17 protein-coding genes and 1 tRNA gene are annotated in these 16,818 nt (G+C 61.0%); 8 read left to right on the plus strand and 10 right to left on the minus strand.

Going from position 1 to position 16,818, the window contains the following annotated elements:
- Window positions 1–28: 28 nt before the first annotated feature.
- Window positions 29–673, minus strand: coding sequence for a UvrY/SirA/GacA family response regulator transcription factor (gene uvrY / locus RVY79_RS08075; RefSeq protein ID WP_317463599.1), 645 nt, complete (start codon window positions 671–673; stop codon window positions 29–31).
- Between the two features lie 317 nt (window positions 674–990).
- Here uvrY and RVY79_RS08080 point away from each other — a divergent pair.
- A tRNA-Ala gene (locus tag RVY79_RS08080) sits at window positions 991–1,066 on the plus strand.
- A gap of 90 nt (window positions 1,067–1,156) precedes the next feature.
- Here RVY79_RS08080 and RVY79_RS08085 read toward each other — a convergent pair.
- The gene (locus RVY79_RS08085) at window positions 1,157–1,330 is read right to left on the minus strand and encodes a hypothetical protein (protein ID WP_317463600.1); all 174 of its coding nucleotides are present in this window, start codon (window positions 1,328–1,330) and stop codon (window positions 1,157–1,159) included.
- Between the two features lie 370 nt (window positions 1,331–1,700).
- A complete protein-coding gene (gene argF, locus RVY79_RS08090; RefSeq protein ID WP_317463601.1) occupies window positions 1,701–2,621 on the minus strand; it encodes an ornithine carbamoyltransferase in 921 nt (306 codons plus the stop codon).
- Between the two features lie 336 nt (window positions 2,622–2,957).
- Here argF and grxD point away from each other — a divergent pair, with 336 nt between their 5' ends.
- On the plus strand, window positions 2,958–3,296 hold the full coding sequence (gene grxD / locus RVY79_RS08095) for a Grx4 family monothiol glutaredoxin (RefSeq protein ID WP_317463602.1): 339 nt from the start codon (window positions 2,958–2,960) through the stop codon (window positions 3,294–3,296).
- A gap of 114 nt (window positions 3,297–3,410) precedes the next feature.
- Here grxD and rnt read toward each other — a convergent pair whose 3' ends face one another.
- Window positions 3,411–4,076: a ribonuclease T gene (gene rnt, locus RVY79_RS08100; RefSeq protein ID WP_317463604.1), complete on the minus strand. Its 666-nt coding sequence runs from the start codon at window positions 4,074–4,076 to the stop codon at window positions 3,411–3,413.
- A gap of 210 nt (window positions 4,077–4,286) precedes the next feature.
- On the opposite strand from rnt, the gene RVY79_RS08105 reads away from it, so the two are divergent.
- The 5 genes from RVY79_RS08105 to RVY79_RS08125 all read left to right on the plus strand — a co-directional run bounded on the left by RVY79_RS08105 (window position 4,287) and on the right by RVY79_RS08125 (window position 8,315).
- Complete coding sequence (locus RVY79_RS08105) at window positions 4,287–5,507, plus strand: argininosuccinate synthase (RefSeq protein ID WP_246894185.1); 1,221 nt, start codon at window positions 4,287–4,289, stop codon at window positions 5,505–5,507.
- 72 nt (window positions 5,508–5,579) lie between these two features.
- On the plus strand, window positions 5,580–5,870 hold the full coding sequence (locus RVY79_RS08110) for an HlyU family transcriptional regulator (protein ID WP_317463606.1): 291 nt from the start codon (window positions 5,580–5,582) through the stop codon (window positions 5,868–5,870).
- Between the two features lie 199 nt (window positions 5,871–6,069).
- Entirely contained in the window at window positions 6,070–6,744 is a 675-nt protein-coding gene (locus RVY79_RS08115) for a glutathione S-transferase (protein WP_317463607.1), read from the plus strand.
- An 11-nt stretch (window positions 6,745–6,755) separates the two neighbouring features.
- Window positions 6,756–7,175 (plus strand): DUF1161 domain-containing protein, encoded by a 420-nt coding sequence (locus tag RVY79_RS08120; RefSeq protein WP_317463608.1) that lies wholly within the window; start codon window positions 6,756–6,758, stop codon window positions 7,173–7,175.
- Window positions 7,176–7,262: 87 nt separating this feature from the next.
- Entirely contained in the window at window positions 7,263–8,315 is a 1,053-nt protein-coding gene (locus RVY79_RS08125) for a DUF3524 domain-containing protein (RefSeq protein ID WP_317463609.1), read from the plus strand.
- A 22-nt stretch (window positions 8,316–8,337) separates the two neighbouring features.
- On the opposite strand, the gene nth is transcribed toward RVY79_RS08125, so the two are convergent.
- The 6 genes from nth to thiI all read right to left on the minus strand — a co-directional run bounded on the left by nth (window position 8,338) and on the right by thiI (window position 15,709).
- On the minus strand, window positions 8,338–8,976 hold the full coding sequence (nth, locus tag RVY79_RS08130; RefSeq protein WP_317463611.1) for an endonuclease III: 639 nt from the start codon (window positions 8,974–8,976) through the stop codon (window positions 8,338–8,340).
- Window positions 8,977–8,983: 7 nt separating this feature from the next.
- Complete coding sequence (gene rsxB, locus RVY79_RS08135; RefSeq protein ID WP_317463612.1) at window positions 8,984–10,009, minus strand: electron transport complex subunit RsxB; 1,026 nt, start codon at window positions 10,007–10,009, stop codon at window positions 8,984–8,986.
- A 163-nt stretch (window positions 10,010–10,172) separates the two neighbouring features.
- Entirely contained in the window at window positions 10,173–11,114 is a 942-nt protein-coding gene (locus RVY79_RS08140) for a siderophore-interacting protein (protein ID WP_317463613.1), read from the minus strand.
- 487 nt (window positions 11,115–11,601) lie between these two features.
- Window positions 11,602–13,647: a methionine--tRNA ligase gene (metG, locus tag RVY79_RS08145; protein ID WP_317463615.1), complete on the minus strand. Its 2,046-nt coding sequence runs from the start codon at window positions 13,645–13,647 to the stop codon at window positions 11,602–11,604.
- A gap of 149 nt (window positions 13,648–13,796) precedes the next feature.
- Window positions 13,797–14,189, minus strand: coding sequence for a gamma-glutamylcyclotransferase family protein (locus RVY79_RS08150; protein ID WP_317463617.1), 393 nt, complete (start codon window positions 14,187–14,189; stop codon window positions 13,797–13,799).
- 29 nt (window positions 14,190–14,218) lie between these two features.
- Window positions 14,219–15,709, minus strand: coding sequence for a tRNA uracil 4-sulfurtransferase ThiI (gene thiI, locus RVY79_RS08155; RefSeq protein WP_317463618.1), 1,491 nt, complete (start codon window positions 15,707–15,709; stop codon window positions 14,219–14,221).
- Between the two features lie 380 nt (window positions 15,710–16,089).
- Between thiI and RVY79_RS08160 the strand changes: the two genes are divergently transcribed.
- Window positions 16,090–16,803: a DUF3581 family protein gene (locus tag RVY79_RS08160; protein ID WP_317463619.1), complete on the plus strand. Its 714-nt coding sequence runs from the start codon at window positions 16,090–16,092 to the stop codon at window positions 16,801–16,803.
- Window positions 16,804–16,818: the final 15 nt, after the last annotated feature.

The raw sequence follows: 16,818 nt of genomic DNA on the forward strand, positions 1-16,818 counted from the left end.
CGTTGAGGCGCGCCAGCGATCCCCTCTATCAGGAGGCCTCGTAACCGTCTATCAAGCCGAAACGCAATCCCAGATGGGTAAGCTCGACATCGGATTGCACATTGAGCTTCTCGAAAATGCGGTAGCGGTATGTATTGACGGTCTTGGGGCTCAGGAAGAGTCGATCGGAGATATCGCTGACCTTCTGGCAGTTGACGATCATCATCGCCACCTGCAGCTCACGATGCGAGAGCTGATCGAAAGGGTTGTCCTGCGCACCCATTTTAGAAAGTACCACTTTCTGGGCGATATCCGGGCTGATGTAGCGCTGCCCTCCGAAGATGGCGCGGATGGCGCGAACCATTTCATCGAGCTCCGTGCCTTTGCTGATGAACCCGGCGGCGCCGGCGTCCATGAGACGCTGGGCAAACGCTTCTTCGAGAAATGCTGTCACGATCACGACCTTGATATCCGACATGCCGCGCATGATCTTGCGCGTGGCCTCGAGCCCACCGATACCGGGCATGCGTATATCCATCAGAACGATATCGGGGCGCAATTCACGTGCCATGTTGACGGCTTCTTCGCCATCGACGGCTTCGGCGATAACCTGCAAACCGTCTTCGGAATCCAGCATTCGGGCAATGCTGGTACGCACCAGATGGTGATCATCAGCGACAAGAACCTTGATCAAGGGAACTCCTGCAATCAATCGCCGGTTAACGACATAGTGGTCATGGTGGCCTTATGTTGCGGCCATTATGTAACGCTTCAGCTTCATGCGCTATGTGACATCCTCAATCAACTTAACAGCAATGTTGGCTTTATGCTGCCGTGGGTTTTGCACTTTCGCGCGATGCTCGGCAGCAGCGCCGAACGGCCTTGGCACATGGCCCGCACGCATTGACATGGATGGATGGCAGTCGTAGTATACGCAGCGTTCCAAGGGCGCTGTTGCGGATATATCCCTTGGTAAGTAGAAAAACGCATCGTACGATGCGATATCGATATGGGGCCTTAGCTCAGTTGGGAGAGCGCAACACTGGCAGTGTTGAGGTCAGCGGTTCGAACCCGCTAGGCTCCACCAGATCCGCCTGATATCAAGCCGCCGACGCATTGCGTCGGCGGCTTTTTCGTATGTTGCTCAACGTCAAGCGGTCGTTGGCAATGTCTTTCTTCAAGGGCTGGCGGGGCCGCTGGCGCCGCATTCCAGACACCGGTATTGCATGCCGCCCTCGGCATGGCGTTCTTCGAAGGCTTGCAGGCGCTCGTCGTCAGTGGTTGTCTCGCTGACGCTGCACGCCGGGCATTCGATGGTACGTTCGTTGTCGCGTTGTTCGATAAGGAACATGCTGTTCTCCTGCCGTAGTCTCGACTCGATGAAAGAAAGGCATATCTGCCGTGCGGTGACGGCAAGGCACGAAGCCTGTGAGCACGGAGCTCGTAAAGAGAAAAGTCGGCGTTTGGCGGGGTTGCGTCAACGTAGACATTGGCGACGCCCGGGTAGTAAAAAATCAACGATTGCGGGGCGTTAGAAGCGCTCCAGCGAGCGGTTTTGTCGTGAAGCGGGGTATCGGGTGGAGTGCAGCCATGGTAGTGAAGTTACAGGAAGGGCAGTCTAGCGGTCATGGCGCGAGGCAAGACAGGATGTCGGGAAAAGAAAAGAAGCGATGCCGCTCAGGCGGCATCGCTTCTTGCGACGGTGCTGGCATGTCGGTGGGTTATTCGTCGACCTTGCCGAGCAGGAGGAATTCGATCAAGGCCTTCTGAGCGTGCAAGCGATTGCCGGCTTCCTGCCATACCACCGCACGCGGATCGTCGAGCAGAGTAGTACTGATTTCCTCGCCGCGATGCGCAGGTAGACAATGTAGAAACAGCGCACTATTGGCGGCGCGGTCGAGCAATGCCTCGGTGACCTGGAAGCCAGTGAAGTCTCGCTCGCGCTTGGCTTGTTCCTCTTCCTGACCCATCGAGGCCCAGACATCCGTGGTGATCAGCTCCGCGCCTTGTACTGCCTGCTGAGGGTCGTGCAATATCTCCACGCGATCGTCGGCGGCCGCCACGAGATCGGCATCCGGCTCGTAACCCGGTGGGCAGCAGACGCGCAGTTGAAAATCGAACTGCCGTGCGGCATTGATCCACGAATGGCACATGTTGTTGCCGTCACCGATCCAGACCGCGGTCTTGCCCTTCACCGACCCACGGCATTCGGTCCAGGTCATGACATCGGCCAGCAACTGGCAAGGATGATAGTCGTCGGTCAGTGCGTTGATGACCGGGACCTGGCTGGCGGCGGCATATTCCTCGAGTCCGGCATGCGAGAAGGTGCGGATCATGACGATGTCCACCATTTCGGCGAGCACGCGCGCGGTATCGCCGATCGGCTCGCCGCGCCCGAGTTGCGTATCGCGCGGCGAGAGGAAGAGCGCATGGCCGCCGAAATGCGCCATGGCGGTTTCGAAGGAAACCCGCGTGCGCGTCGAGGACTTCTCGAAGAACATCGCCAGGGTGCGATTGGTGAAGGGGGTATAGGTCGGCCCTTGCGCTTTGAGACGGTTCTTGATCGTGATCGCGCGCTGAATGAGGTGGTTGAGTTCCTCGGGTGACAGGTCGAGCAAGGTCAAGAAATGGCGTGTGGCCATGGCGACGCTCCTTTCATATGTGATCCACTTTCGTATGTGATCCACGGCATATCAGGGCGACGACGCCCACCGACGAAAGCGTGTGAGCGTAACAGCCAAGACGCGCCCCGAGGCCCGGCTTTCTGCGACGCTCGGCCTTGCAAGGGCGACATGCGGGCCGTGCGGAAAGTCGACCATCCTAGCCAGGCTGCCGAGAAGGCGCAATTGTCGATATCAAGAGTGTTGGCGTTGCGAGGGCTGTTTTCGGCGCTCGCCATCAGTAGAATGGACGTACATTCACCCGACGTATTGCGGCGGCGCCAGCAAATGGCAAACCGCCCGCGTGAGGACACTGAGATGAGTACGACTCTCGAAAACATCCAGCAGCAAATCGGCGAAAACACGATACTGCTTTACATGAAAGGCACACCCCAGCTGCCGCAGTGCGGCTTTTCCGCTCAGGCCGTGCAGGCGGTCATGGCGTGCGGTGAGCGTTTCGCCTTCGTCAACATTCTCGACAATCCGGACATCCGCACCGAATTGCCCAAGTACGCCAACTGGCCGACTTTCCCGCAGCTGTGGGTCAATGGCGAGCTGGTCGGCGGCTGCGACATCATCGTAGAGATGCACGAAAGCGGTGAGTTGGAGAAGTTGGTGAAGGAAGCTGCCGCCAACGCCGAAACCGAACAGGAGTGAGGCGTTGAGCCCGGCGCGCTTTCTTCGAGAGCGCGCCGGGCGCATCGCAAAGCCCCGTCGATGAACATCGGCGGGGCTTTCGTTTGAAGGGCAATCACGTGACGACGTGTTGCGTCAGTCTTCGTCCATGCCTTGTTCCTTCTGGGCCAGCTCCCAGCCGCCGAGATCCTTGTAGCGGTTGACCATGGCACAGAATAGCTCGGCGGTGCGTTCGGTATCATAACGGGCCGAATGTGCCGAGGCGTTGTCAAACTCGATGCCCGCCGCACGGCAGGCGCGTGCCAGCACGGTCTGGCCGTAGATCAAGCCGCCGAGCGTGGCGGTATCGAAACACGAAAACGGATGAAAAGGGTTGCGCTTGATGCCATTGCGCTCGACGGCAGCGTTCAGGAAGCCTTGATCGAAAGCGGCGTTATGGCCGACCAAAACCGCACGGGTGCATTGGTTGGCCTTGATGGCTTTGCGCACCGGCTTGAAGATTTCGCCCAGGGCGTCGTGCTCGTTCAACGCCACCTGCTGGCGCAGCGGACTGTCGAGATCGATGCCGGTGAAATCCAGCGCGGCCTGCTCGATATTGGCCCCTTCGAAGGGTTTGATGTGGAAGGCGTGCGTGGCATCGGGCATCAGGTTGCCCAGCTCGTCCATGGTCAGGGTCACGGCAGCGACTTCGAGCAGGGCGTCTCGTTGGGCATTGAAGCCACCGGTCTCTAGATCCACAACGACAGGGAGAAAGCCTCGAAAACGTTGAGCCATCAAATCGCGTGCCTGGCCGTCGCTCATGCTTTTGCTCCCATCCTGATGCAGTCTCGATAGCGTCGCCATACCCGGTTGGGGGCGACAAAGTGGCGTCGAGTGTAGCATTTTCGCCCCTCTACGTCCCGCCGCTCGGTGTTCGTCAGCCTCACTCGGCGCTATACTCGGGGGACGTTTTCTTGCTGTGTTCACGCAGCCAAATCATTCGATCAATATCCATCTTTTCAGGAGTCCCGCATGTCCGATGTGAACAAGGTCGTCCTCGCCTATTCCGGCGGCCTGGATACGTCCGTCATCGTCAAGTGGTTGCAGGAAACCTACGATTGCGAGGTGGTGACTTTCACCGCCGACATCGGTCAGGGCGAAGAGGTCGAACCGGCGCGCACCAAGGCACAGGCGCTGGGCGTCAAGGAAATCTACATCGAAGATCTGCGCGAAGAGTTCGTGCGCGACTATGTTTATCCGATGTTCCGCGCCAACACGATCTACGAAGGCGAATATCTGCTGGGGACCTCCATTGCGCGGCCGTTGATCGCCAAGCGTCTGATTGAGATCGCCAACGAGACCGGCGCCGATGCCATTTCCCACGGCGCCACCGGCAAGGGCAACGATCAGGTACGCTTCGAGCTCGGCGCCTATGCATTGAAGCCCGGCGTCCAGGTGATTGCCCCGTGGCGTGAGTGGGATCTCAACTCACGCGAGAAGTTGATGGATTATTGCGAGAAGCACGACATTCCGGTCGACTTCTCCAAGAGCAAGAAGAAATCGCCGTATTCCATGGACGCGAACCTGCTGCACATTTCTTACGAGGGCGGCATTCTCGAGGATCCCTGGGCGGAAGCCGAAGAGGACATGTGGCGCTGGAGCGTGTCGCCGGAGGCCGCGCCGGAGACGCCGACCTATATCGAGCTGACCTTCGAAAAAGGCGATGTCGTCGCCATCGACGGTGAGCCGCTCAAGCCCCATGAAGTGCTTTCCAAGCTCAACAAGCTTGGAGGCGACAACGGCATCGGGCGTCTGGATATCGTCGAAAACCGCTACGTGGGCATGAAGTCGCGTGGGTGTTACGAAACCCCGGGCGGTACCATCATGCTGCGCGCCCATCGCGCCATTGAGTCACTGACGCTCGACCGCGAAGCGGCTCACCTCAAGGATGAGATGATGCCCAAGTACGCCGAGGTCATCTACAACGGCTACTGGTGGAGCCCGGAGCGCAAGATGCTGCAGGCGGCCATCGACGAGACCCAAGGCAACGTCAACGGCGTGGTACGCATGAAGCTCTACAAGGGGAGCGCCACCGTGGTCGGACGCAAGTCTGAGGAGTCGTTGTTCGATGCTTCCATCGCGACCTTCGAGGACGATGCAGGCGCCTACGATCAGAAAGACGCCGAAGGCTTCATCAAGCTCAATGCCTTGCGTTTACGCATCGCGGCGGCAAAAGGCCGCAACGCGAATTGATCCGCATTCACTCGCGTCGAACGCCTCCTGGTCGGGCGGCGTGACACGCATAGCCAGCGCGCAGGAGGCTTCATGCTGAAACGACTCATCGATGGCTTGTTTCGCAGCGGCAATGTCAATGACGAGGAAATACCGGCCACCGATTACGAAGGCTACCTGATTACGCCGGATCCGCAGGATGCTGGTGGTCAGTATCGGGTCAGTGGCTGGATTCGCAAGCCCGTCGCAGGCGGTGAAACACTCGAACACCGCTTCGAGCGCTCGGATATCGTGTCTAGCCGTGAGGATTGTATCGAGCTGACGTTGCGCAAGGCCCAGCGCTTTATCGATGATACTGGCGAAGAAATGTTCGAGGAGCGCTGAGCGCCCTTGGATAGATGCGCCCAGCTAGGCGCCCCCATCTGTCGTTATCATGCACGTGAATGCCAACGCCACTATCTTTGGAGCGACGGCCTCTGGAGTAGTGGCGTTTTTTATTTCCACGACGCCTGGTGCAAAGTGGGTCTTGAACTCTTGCCGCATCAAGCGGGCCTAACTTTTCACCAACCCGATGGAGCCGCGCATGATCACCGTGCATCACCTCGACAACTCCCGCTCGCTACGCATCGTCTGGCTGTTAGAAGCTTTGCAGCAAGAGTATAAACTCGTGACGCATCACCGCGATCCCCAGACATTGCTGGCGCCGGAGAGTCTCAAGCGACTCCATCCGCTGGGCAAGGCGCCGCTGATCGTCGACGAGGGGCTGACCGTGGCCGAGTCCGGGGCGATCATCGACTACCTGATCGAGCGTTACGATGATGGCCGCTTGGCGCCGCCGGTGGGAACGCCCGAGCATCGCGATTATCGTTATTGGCTGCATTATGCTGAAGGCTCCGCGATGCCGCCGCTGGTGATGCATCTGATCTTTTCGCGTTTGGGCAAACCGCCGGTACCGGCGCTATTGCGCCCCGTGGCGGGTAAGCTCGGTCAGGGGGTGCAAGCCAAGTTTCTCGATCCCGAGATCGAGCGTCATCTAGCGTTCTGGGAATCGACGCTCACCGAGCATGCATGGTTTGCCGGCCCAGACTTCACGGCGGCAGATATTCAGATGAGTTTCCCCGTATTGGCGGTCGAGTCACGGCGTGGCATCAAGGATTTTCCTGCCATTGTCGACTGGTTGACGCGGGCACGCGCGCGGCCGGACTACCAGCGCGCCGTGTCGCAGACCGGCGAGTTGAACCTGAGTGCAACACGCTAGAGGAGGCGATCATGATGAATCATTGGTGGGGAAGAGGGCTGGCACTGGGATTGATCGCGTTGCCGATCACCGCTAGCGCCCAAGGCCAAGGAGATTCGCGCGACGGTGGAGACGATGGTGTCTCCGGCGTGATGGCCTGCGACATCTTGCAGGATGAGATCGAAGCCAAGATTCGTGCCAATGGTGTCGAGGACTTCGAACTCGACATTATTGCCAGTGAGCGTGTCGGCCCGGATGGTGTTCGCGCGGACGATCCCCTCGCCGGAGGCGAAGTCGTGGGAAGCTGCGATGGCGGTACGCGCAAGGTCATCTATCGACGCGGCACCCAGGGCAGCGGGGCCATGTCATCCTCGGATGCCTCGCTGCCATCACATGAGATGAGTACAGAAACGGGTGACGGCGAAGCCAAGCGCGGAGTTGTCGAGCCTTAGGCGGTTGCTACTCTCGACTTCTGGCGGCTCGCTTTCGTCGGCCGCCGGGCTTGGTTACGATGGCGCCTTTTTGTTCAGGAGGCGCGCGTGAAGGCTTTATTGCTTTCCGCCTACGCGGCCGTGAGTCATCGCCACTGGGCGGATGGTCTGCAGCAGCAGTTCCCCGAGATCGACTGGCGGTGTCTGGAACTGCCACCACGGCATTTTCCCTGGCGTATCCGCGGCAACCCGCTGACGTGGTTGGGCCAGGAGAGTGACTGTCTCCACGAAGACTATGACCTGGTCGTCGCCACCTCGATGGTCGATCTGGCGACCTTGGTGGGGCTGTGCCCCTCGTTGGCGCGTGCGCGCAAGGTCGTGTATTTCCATGAAAACCAATTCGCTTATCCGCTTCCCAAGGGCCAGCGCATTCGCGCCGAGCCGCTAATGGTCAATCTCTACGCGGCCTTGGCGGCGGATGTCGTGGTCTTCAACAGTGCCTACAACCGCGACAGCCTATTGGGCGGGGCGCGCGACTTCCTCAAGCGCATGCCTGAGCGTCTGCCGCTCGACTCCGTGCTGTCACGCATAGCCGATAAGGCCGTGGTGCTCCCCGTGCCCTTGCCCGAGGAGACGCCAAAGCTGGCTGGCTCGGGGCGGCGAATCCTGTGGAATCATCGTTGGGAATATGACAAGAAGCCCGAGACGTTCTTCACGGCACTGGAAACGTTGGCCACGCGCGGTATCGACTTCGAGGTGGCAGTGTTGGGCCAGCAGTTCCGCGATCAGCCGCCGGTCTTCGAGGCGTCGCGTGCGTGGCTGGGCGAGCGTGTCGTGTGCTGGGGCGAGCAACCCGGCGATGTCTACCGACAGATGCTCGACAGCGCCGATATCGTGGTATCCACGACCGACCATGAATTTCAGGGGTTGGCGGTCATGGAGGCGGTGATGCAGGGATGTGTGCCGCTGGTGCCGGATCGCCTGTGCTTTCCCGAGTATTACGCCTCGGCGTATCGCTACGCGGGCGATCAGGCGACGCTCGAGGCCACGCTGGCGCAATGGCTGACCGATCCGGCATCGCGCCCGGCGCTGCCGGACGCGCGAGCCTGGCAATGGCCTGCGTGGCGCGAGGCGTATCACGAAGCGCTTATGGGGACGTGATGAGGCACGCATCACGCTACGTTCATTCGATCTCGGTCTTTTCCTTGTACTCGCACAGGTCCTCGATCACGCAGCTTCCGCAGCGCGGCTTGCGGGCCACGCAGGTGTAGCGCCCGTGCAGAATCAGCCAATGATGCGCGTCGTGCAGAAAGTCCTTGGGCACGTGGCGCATCAACTTCTGTTCCACCTCCAGAACGTTCTTGCCCGGCGCGATCCGCGTGCGATTGGCGACGCGGAAGATATGCGTGTCCACCGCCATGGTCGGCTGGCCGAAGGCGGTGTTGAGGATCACGTTGGCAGTCTTGCGGCCGACACCGGGCAGCGCTTCCAGCGCCTCTCGCGTATCGGGGACCTCGCCACCGTGACGCTCGAGCAGCAGGTGGCAGGTTTTCATCAGGTTGTCGGCCTTGCTGTTGTACAGCCCGATGGTCTTGATCTTGTCCTTGAGCCCATCAAGGCCCAGATCGAGGATGCCCTGCGGCGTGTTGGCGATGGGGAACAGGCGCGCGGTGGCCTTGTTAACGCCGACATCCGTAGCCTGGGCCGAGAGCAGCACCGCCGTCAGCAGCTCGAAAGGCGTTTGCCAGTGCAGCTCTGTCGTCGGCGTCGGGTTGTTATCGCGTAGGCGCGAAAAGATCTCGTAGCGTTTTTGAGCATTCATGGGCGAATCAAGTCGATGAGGGAGAATCGAACGCGGCGCGTGCGGCGTCGAGCATGCGCTGGGCTTCGTCGACCTGGCCATGCGCGGCCTCGAGGCTGGTGGCATCGCCATGGCGCTGGGCATGCGTGACTTGTTGGCGAGCCTTGCGCAATGCCTGCTCGGCGGCCTTGACCGCCATGCGTCGATGGTGCGTGGCAGTGGTCTCGGCGCGCGGTGCCTGTGTGTCGCCGAGTTGCCGGTCGATATCCGTCAGGCGCGCGGTGAGTGTCTCGGCGCGTTCATCGAGCGCTCGGCTTGCCTCGGCGTCCAGGTCGCCGCGCTGGCGTTGACGTTCCACGCGCTTGAGTCCGGCGACCAAGGTTGCCCGCGTCGCCTTGAGGGCCGTGGTATCCACGCTGGCGGTGTCGTCCTGTTGCGTCGCCTGAGCGGGGGCTGCCTCGCGCTTGGACATTGACGCTACGGCGGCCTGGCGACGTTCGCGCTTGCGGCGTTTCTCCTCGGCTTGGCGAGCGAGACGCTGCTGACGTGCCTCGTAGCGTTGGCGTCCCAGTGTGGCACGCTTGGTCAGGTAGGCGTCTTGCTGGGCCTGGGTACTGGCCGCAAGCCATTCGGGGTGCGGCAGAATGTCGATACAGTCCACGGGGCAGGGCGCGACACACAGTTCGCAGCCGGTACATTCGGATTCGATCACCGTATGCATCTGCTTGGCGGCACCCAGGATGGCGTCTACCGGGCAAGCCTGGATGCACTTGGTACAGCCGATGCACTCTGCCTCGCGAATGTACGCCACTTTCGGCGATTGCGCCGGTTCCGCGAGGGGCTGGCGCGCTTGGCCTGTCAACTCGGCCAGCCGCGCCATGGTCGCCTCGCCGCCGGGCGGGCATTTGTTGATCGCTTCACCCGCCGCGATGCCTTCGGCATAGGGGCGGCAACCGGGATGCCCGCACTTGCCGCATTGCGTCTGCGGCAATTCGGCGTCGATACGTTCGATGCTGATCTCGGCTACCCGATGATTTCCGAATGAACGGGACAAACGATGACTCCGGGGTCGAAGAATCCGCCATTATAAACCTTCATGATCGCTACCCCAACGCGAATGCGTGATCGCCGCCCGAACGTACATGGTGTCAACCATGCCTGGCTGCCGAGGTGAGTGAGGAAAGGATGTTTTAAATTCCCCGTCGTTTGCTGTGACACTAGCCATTAATCTTACCCAGGCGCCAGTAGCCCATGCTGGTAACGTACTGTTTGGGTAGCCCGCACTCGTTGACCAAATAACGACGCAGTTGCATGGCGACCTTGGTTTCAGCGGCGATCCAGGCGTAGAAGGGTGCGCTGTCGTCCAGGGTGGCGGGCTCCCATAGCGGCGCCTCTTCATCCTCGCTGCGTTCGTCCTTGCTGTCCTGGTGGGTAGCGGCCCGGGGATTGCCGCCGAGCGCGATAATCTCCTGCTGCAAATCGATATCGCGCAGCGCCCTCTGCAGCAGTTCTCCGTGTTGGCAACTGGGCTCTACATCACGCGCCAGCCAGTGCTGCTTGGCGGCGGGGGGCAATGCTTGCTTGTCATCGCTGCGCGGAACCTCGAGCAACGCCTCGACCTTGGGTTTAAGAGGCAGGGCGTCGAGAGTTTCCAAAATGCCTGCCGCTGCGGGGAGGGCGGTTTCGTCGGCAAGGATGAGTATGCGTCTTACACCCTGGGGCGGTTTCCACTCATAACCCACTTGGGGGCCTTCCGTATTGGCAGCCGGGGCCGTCATGGCTAGCCGGTCCCCGGGGCGGGCACGCATTGCCCAGCGCGAGGCGGGGCCATTGTCGCCGTGAAGCACGAATTCTATATCCACTTCTGAGTGCTCAGGGCGAAGAGCGCGGATGGTATAGGTGCGCGCATAGGGACGCTGGGCGTCCGGCAGCGAAGAATAGGCACCATACCAGTCATGCTCTGCCAATTTGGCGATCTCGAATAGGGGGGCGAGCGTGGCACTGTCTTTAGGGAAAAACAGCTTGATGCGCTGGTCCGGGGCATAGGTTTCCATGTGGCCGACGTCGGGGCCGGTAAAGGTAAACCTAACGAGCGACGCGCTGACTTGGGTACGCCGAGCGAGGGTGATATCAAAAAGTCGGTAGCGCTGCTGAGCCATGGCAATGACCTCCTTGTGGAAGGGCATCAAGTGTAACGTCAATCGTTATCACTTAGGATGGTTTTGCAGTATTTCTATTGGCCGACCAGCGCCCGCTTGCATGCCTTGCTGAGGCATGGGGCGCTGGGGCTGCCAAGTCCAATAAGGCTTAGTGCGCCACGGCGATGCGATGCCCACTATTGGGATACGGCATCACCTGCATGGGCAGGTCATAGATGGGTTTCAGGGTGGCGTTGGTCATCATCTCTTGCGGAGGCCCTACGGACATTACTTGACCGTTGCCAGGTGCCCAGCACCATCGCCGAGCAGTGCGACTTGTTGCTGCTCGACGTATGGGTGGCTGACCAGGATTCGCAATTCCGGCGCATCTCCTAACGCCGGTTACTGTCAGCACCTGTCGCCACCGTGCCCGAATAAGGCCCCGACGGAGATGCGTATCATCTGCGCGGGAGCTTGGGCTTGAGGCGTCGACAAACGTCTTGCCTCCTCAGGTGACGCGTTGTCCGGGTTCCGCGCCGTTATCCGGCGATAGCAGGTAGATACCGCCTTCCTTGTCGCCGGCGGCCAGCACCATGCCTTCCGAGACGCCGAAACGCATCTTGCGCGGCGCCAGGTTGGCGACCATGACGGTCAGACGACCCTCCAGTGCTTCGGGGGCGTAGACGGCGCGAATACCCGAGAAGACCGTCCGCGTTTCGCCGCCTAGGTCGAGCGTCAATTTGAGCAGTTTCTTGGCCCCTTCGACGTACTCGGCCTTGGCGATACGCACGATGCGCATATCAAGCTTGGCGAAGTCGTCGAAGCCGATTTCGTCGGCGATGGGATTATCGGCCAGCGGACCCGTGGCGCGTTCCTTGAGCTTTTGCTCCTCGGCGAGGACTTCCTTGGAGGCCTCGGTCATCTGCGCGATCTTGTCGGTGTCGACGCGCGTCATCAGCGGCTTGAACTTGGTGATGGCGTGGTCTTCGAGCACGTCGTGGCGGCTTTCCCAGGCGAGAGAATCGACCTGCAGAAAGACGCGCGCCTGCTCGGCCATGGCCGGTACCACGGGCTGCAGGTAGACCATCAATACACGGAATAGATTGATGCCCACCGAGCAGATATCGAGTACTTCCTGCTCGCGGCCCTCTTCCTTGGACAGCACCCAGGGCGCTTTGTCGGCGATATAGGCGTTGGCCTCGTCGGCGAGCTCCATGATCTTGCGCATGGCGCGGCCGAATTCGCGCGCTTCGTAATCGGCGGCGATGGCCTCGCCGGCCTCGACGAAGCGGGCCACCAGTGCGGGCTCGGTACAGCGTGCTGCGAGCTGATTGCCATTGAGCTTCTTCACGAAGCCCGCGCAGCGGCTGGCGATGTTGACCACCTTGCCGACCAGGTCCGAGTTCACGCGCGAGGCGAAGTCCTCGAGGTTGAGATCGAGATCGTCGACCCCGGCGGTGAGCTTGGCGGCGAAGTAGTAACGCAGATATTCCGGGTTGAGATACTCGGCATAGGTCTGCGCCTTGATGAAGGTCCCTCGCGACTTGGACATCTTGGCGCCGTTGACGGTGACGAAGCCGTGGCAATTGACGCCGGTCGGCGTGCGCAGCCCTGCGCCTTCCAGCATTGCCGGCCAGAACAGGGCGTGAAAGTAGACGATGTCCTTGCCGATGAAATGATAGACCTCGGCCTCGGAATCCTTCTTCCAGTAGCTGTCGAAGTCGATGCCTTCGCGCTCGCAGAGGTTCTGGAAGCTGGCCAGATAACCGATCGGCGCATCCAGCCAGACATAGAAGTACTTGCCCGGCGCATCAGGAATCTCGAAGCCGAAGTAGGGCGCGTCGCGGGAGATATCCCACTCGTTGAAGCCTGACTCGAACCATTCCAAGAGCTTGTTGCGGATCTGCGGTTGGACATGGCCGCCATCGATCCAGCCCTGCATGAAGTCGGCGAAGTCGGGCAGCTTGAAGAAATAGTGAGTGGAGGTGCGAACTTCCGGCGTGGCGCCGCTGATCGCCGAGACCGGATCGATCAGTTCGGCTGGCGTGTAGGTTGCACCGCACGCTTCGCAGTTGTCGCCGTATTGGTCGTCGCTATGGCACTTGGGGCAGGTGCCCTTGATGAAACGGTCGGCGAGGAACAACCCCTTGACCGGATCAAACATCTGCTCGATGTCGCGTGTCGAGATATGCCCGGCGTCGCGCAGCGCCGTATAGATACGCTCGCTGTGCTGGCGATTCTCTTCCGAGTGCGTCGAATGATAGTTGTCGAACGCCACGCCGAAGCGGGCGAAATCGGCCTGATGCTCGGCGCTGACGTTGCTGATCAACTGCTCCGATGTAATGCCTTCCTGCTCTGCACGCAACATGATGGCGGTGCCATGGGCGTCGTCGGCACACACGTAATGGCATTCGTGGCCACGGCTCTTCTGGAAGCGCACCCAGATATCGGTCTGGATGTATTCGAGCAGATGGCCCAGATGAATCGAGCCGTTGGCATAGGGCAGGGCACTGGTGACCAGGATCTTGCGCTGGGCGTTGGCGATAGTCGGCATGGCGGCTCTAGTGACTGAAATCGGAAACGAAATAAGGCGTCGCGAACGACATCGACGAAAAGGCGATTGTAGCCCGCTTGGCGCTTGGCTGCATCCGTGATGCGGAAGACGCGGCCGACGCGCTGGTGACGCATCGGTAAGAGTAACGCTCAGGGCGTACCTGACCAGCCGCCGGCGCGAATGGCCGGACACCCCGTGATATCGAGATTGTAGAGATAAAGCCAGGCCGGACCGAAGGCAGTGCGATGAATGATGCGGTCGTAGGTGCCGCTTCGAGGTGCGCGCACGCGGTAATCCTCGAGCCGGTCGAGATCGCGTAGGCCCCGCGCATCGACCCGGTAGAGCTCCACGTCGATGCCGTGGGAGGGTTCCGCCTTGGCGCCGGGGCAATGCCCCAAGTCGTAGAGAGTGACATCATCGAGCGTATCCGCGCCGATGTACTCGGCGCCTGCGAGCCAATGGTGATTGCGCAGGCCCCGCTTGAGCGTGCCGTACACGGCGACCAGCGGCGTGCGACGAATGGCGAGAACGGGTGAGTGCATGGCGACCTTGCTTGATGGCGAATGATGGTTTAGCGCTCGGCGTGGCGGTTGCCGCGATAGACGATGAAGTTCTTGAGCCCTTGGTCGGCGAGCCGCAGCGCCTGCATCTTGCTCATGATGCCCTGATCGCAATAGAGCGCGTAGCGCCGATGCGACGGCAATTGCGCGGCGCGTTCGCCGAGCTCGAAGAACGGAATCGCCAGCGCCTCGCCCTGTGGCAGTCTCAACGGCGCTGCATCGCGTTCATCGGGGTGGCGAATGTCGATTACCGTGACGTCATCGGCCTTGCGCAGCGCCTCGGCACTCTCGATCACGGGCACCTCGAGCGTGCGTGGTGCGGGCGTGTCGAGAAGGCGGTCCACTCGCGTTTGGCGGGTGGCCTCGAGGGCTGCCTCGAGCACGCCCATGTCGAAGTCGGCCTCGGCGGCGTCGATCTGCTCTGGTCTGGGGCGTGTATTGGGGCGCTGCGAGATCGTGCCGCAGTATTCCGGCAAGCGCTCGGCATGGGCAGCGGTGCCGATGCGGCGCGCATCCTCGATGATGGTTTGCTTGTCGTCGGCGATGAGTGGTCGCAGGACGGGCCGCTCGCTGACCGCGTCGATCAGCCCCAGGTTGACCAGGCTCTGACTGGATACCTGCGCCAGGGCATCGCCGGTGACCAGTGCCGAGATGCGCGCGCGTGCCGCGACGCGATTGGCAGCCCGCAGCATCATGCGCTTGAGCACGACGCCCGCCAGACCGGCGGGTACGCGGCGCTGGATTTCATCGAGCACGCCGTCGAAGGGCACACTGATGAAGTGGGCATGGTGTGAGGCGCTGTAGCCCTGCCACACTCGATGCACGACCTCGCGCACGGCCTGCTCGTGTTCCGGTCCGCCGAGATTGAAGAACAGGTAATGCGTCTTGAGCCCTCGCCGGATCAAGCGCCAAGCCGCCACCGGCGAGTCGTAGCCGCCCGAAATGAGTGCCAGTGCCTGGCCCTGGGTACCGAGCGGATAACCGCCCAGACCGGGAAAACGGCGGGTCACCAGGCGCAGATGCTGGTCCTGCAACTCGAGCGTGACGTTCACCTCGGGGTGGGAGAGGTCCACCTTGGCGTCCGGGCTGGCGTCGAGTAGCGCGCCGCCCAGGTAACGTTCGAGGTCCGCCGAGGTGAAGTCGTGCTGTCCGCGACGCTTGGCACTGACGCGAAACCGGCGGCCGGCCAGCGGCGCTCGCCACAGCGCCACCAGGCGCTCGGCGGTATCGGCGAAGGAGGCGAAGGTATGCACGTCGATTACCAGCACTTCGTGGATGCCGGGCACGCGCGATAGCGTCGCTTCCAGGCGCTCGCGAGTAGCGTCGTCGATAGCATGGCGGACCCGCACCTCCAGCGCATCCCAGCAGTCGGCGACCCGCACATCGGGGACCAGCGGCGTCAGGATGTTGCGCAGGTTGGTGCGCAGGCAACGAACCATCTGCTTGCGCACGGGGCGGGACTTGATGATGATCTCGGGGAAAAGCTTGACGCGATAACGCATATGTCTGGTGTCAGGTGCTTAGGAAGGCGCGCATGGTAGCAACCCGGCACTTGTGCGGCCAGTCGCGCCGCCGATTCTCAAGACACAGGAACGACTGGGTAGGTTTCTGGGCTATTTCTAGAACCTTCTGGCGTGCAATCCGGCTGGCCGTGTAATGCCATTGATCGGGGATCTGCCCGACGCCAAGCGTTCCACGAAGACGGCATTTTTCGACATTACCTTGACCTGGATGCCGATTGAGCACTCGATGTTATCGTCTGGTGGCGCTATGTTGAGAAATGTGTACGGGGGCCGCGCCTGAGCGCCAATGAATTTGATACCATCTAGGCGTTCGTGATCCGCGCCGTGGTGGGCGCTTCTTGATGGGCAGGGATAAGCGCATGTTTCTCGACGACTTTTATACCGTGACCGATGATCGGCTATGCATTACGGCCGAGCAGGCAAGCCGTTTCGCCAAGTGTATCGCCGGCGATTACAATCCCATTCACGATACGGATGCACGCCGCTTCTGCGTGCCGGGTGATCTGCTGTTCGCCCTGGTGATGGCGCGTTTTGGCCTGGCGCAACGCATGACATTCCACTTCAAGGGCATGGTCGGTGACAGCGTACCGCTGTGCTTCGTGCAACACGACGACGACACTGTCCAGGTGACCGACGACAACGGCAAGGTGTATCTCGAGGTCGAGCGTGGCGGCGATATCACCCACGACGCTGGCGTCATCGAGGCCTTCACGCGTCGTTACGTGGCCTTTTCAGGGCGCAACTTCCCACATTATCTCAAACCCCTGATGGAAGAGCAGGGGGTCATGTTCAACCCCCAGCGGCCGCTGGTGATCTACGACAGCATGGGCTTCTCGTTGTCGCGGCTGGATGTCGCCGAGGCCGGCGTGGCCTTTGCCGGGGCGACGCTGGATGTCTGCGGCAAGCGGGGCGATGCCTTGCTGCAATTCAAGATGACCGACGGCAACGCGGCTATCGGCCATGGTTCCAAGAAACTGGTGGTTAGCGGGCTTCGCGAATACGATCCGCCGGTGATGGATGCTTTTGTCGAGCGATTCATGAATCGCAAGGCGCATTACGCCACGGCCGAGTGAGTCTCCAGATGCAAC

Source organism: Chromohalobacter sp. HP20-39 (genome assembly GCF_033052815.1).
In the GTDB taxonomy this organism is placed as follows: domain Bacteria; phylum Pseudomonadota; class Gammaproteobacteria; order Pseudomonadales; family Halomonadaceae; genus Chromohalobacter.

What these genes read in the sequence shown, in the direction of transcription:
- RVY79_RS08105 (WP_246894185.1), top strand. Translation starts at nt 4,287, where the DNA reads ATGTCCGATGTGAACAAGGTCGTCCTCGCCTATTCCGGCGGCCTGGAT.
- RVY79_RS08115 (WP_317463607.1), top strand. Translation starts at nt 6,070, where the DNA reads ATGATCACCGTGCATCACCTCGACAACTCCCGCTCGCTACGCATCGTC.
- RVY79_RS08085 (WP_317463600.1), bottom strand. Translation starts at nt 1,330, where the DNA reads ATGTTCCTTATCGAACAACGCGACAACGAACGTACCATCGAATGCCCG.
- rnt (WP_317463604.1), bottom strand. Translation starts at nt 4,076, where the DNA reads ATGAGCGACGGCCAGGCACGCGATTTGATGGCTCAACGTTTTCGAGGC.
- RVY79_RS08150 (WP_317463617.1), bottom strand. Translation starts at nt 14,189, where the DNA reads ATGCACTCACCCGTTCTCGCCATTCGTCGCACGCCGCTGGTCGCCGTG.
- nth (WP_317463611.1), bottom strand. Translation starts at nt 8,976, where the DNA reads ATGAATGCTCAAAAACGCTACGAGATCTTTTCGCGCCTACGCGATAAC.
- RVY79_RS08160 (WP_317463619.1), top strand. Translation starts at nt 16,090, where the DNA reads ATGTTTCTCGACGACTTTTATACCGTGACCGATGATCGGCTATGCATT.
- argF (WP_317463601.1), bottom strand. Translation starts at nt 2,621, where the DNA reads ATGGCCACACGCCATTTCTTGACCTTGCTCGACCTGTCACCCGAGGAA.
- thiI (WP_317463618.1), bottom strand. Translation starts at nt 15,709, where the DNA reads ATGCGTTATCGCGTCAAGCTTTTCCCCGAGATCATCATCAAGTCCCGC.
- RVY79_RS08110 (WP_317463606.1), top strand. Translation starts at nt 5,580, where the DNA reads ATGCTGAAACGACTCATCGATGGCTTGTTTCGCAGCGGCAATGTCAAT.
- RVY79_RS08140 (WP_317463613.1), bottom strand. Translation starts at nt 11,114, where the DNA reads ATGGCTCAGCAGCGCTACCGACTTTTTGATATCACCCTCGCTCGGCGT.
- metG (WP_317463615.1), bottom strand. Translation starts at nt 13,647, where the DNA reads ATGCCGACTATCGCCAACGCCCAGCGCAAGATCCTGGTCACCAGTGCC.
- grxD (WP_317463602.1), top strand. Translation starts at nt 2,958, where the DNA reads ATGAGTACGACTCTCGAAAACATCCAGCAGCAAATCGGCGAAAACACG.
- RVY79_RS08120 (WP_317463608.1), top strand. Translation starts at nt 6,756, where the DNA reads ATGATGAATCATTGGTGGGGAAGAGGGCTGGCACTGGGATTGATCGCG.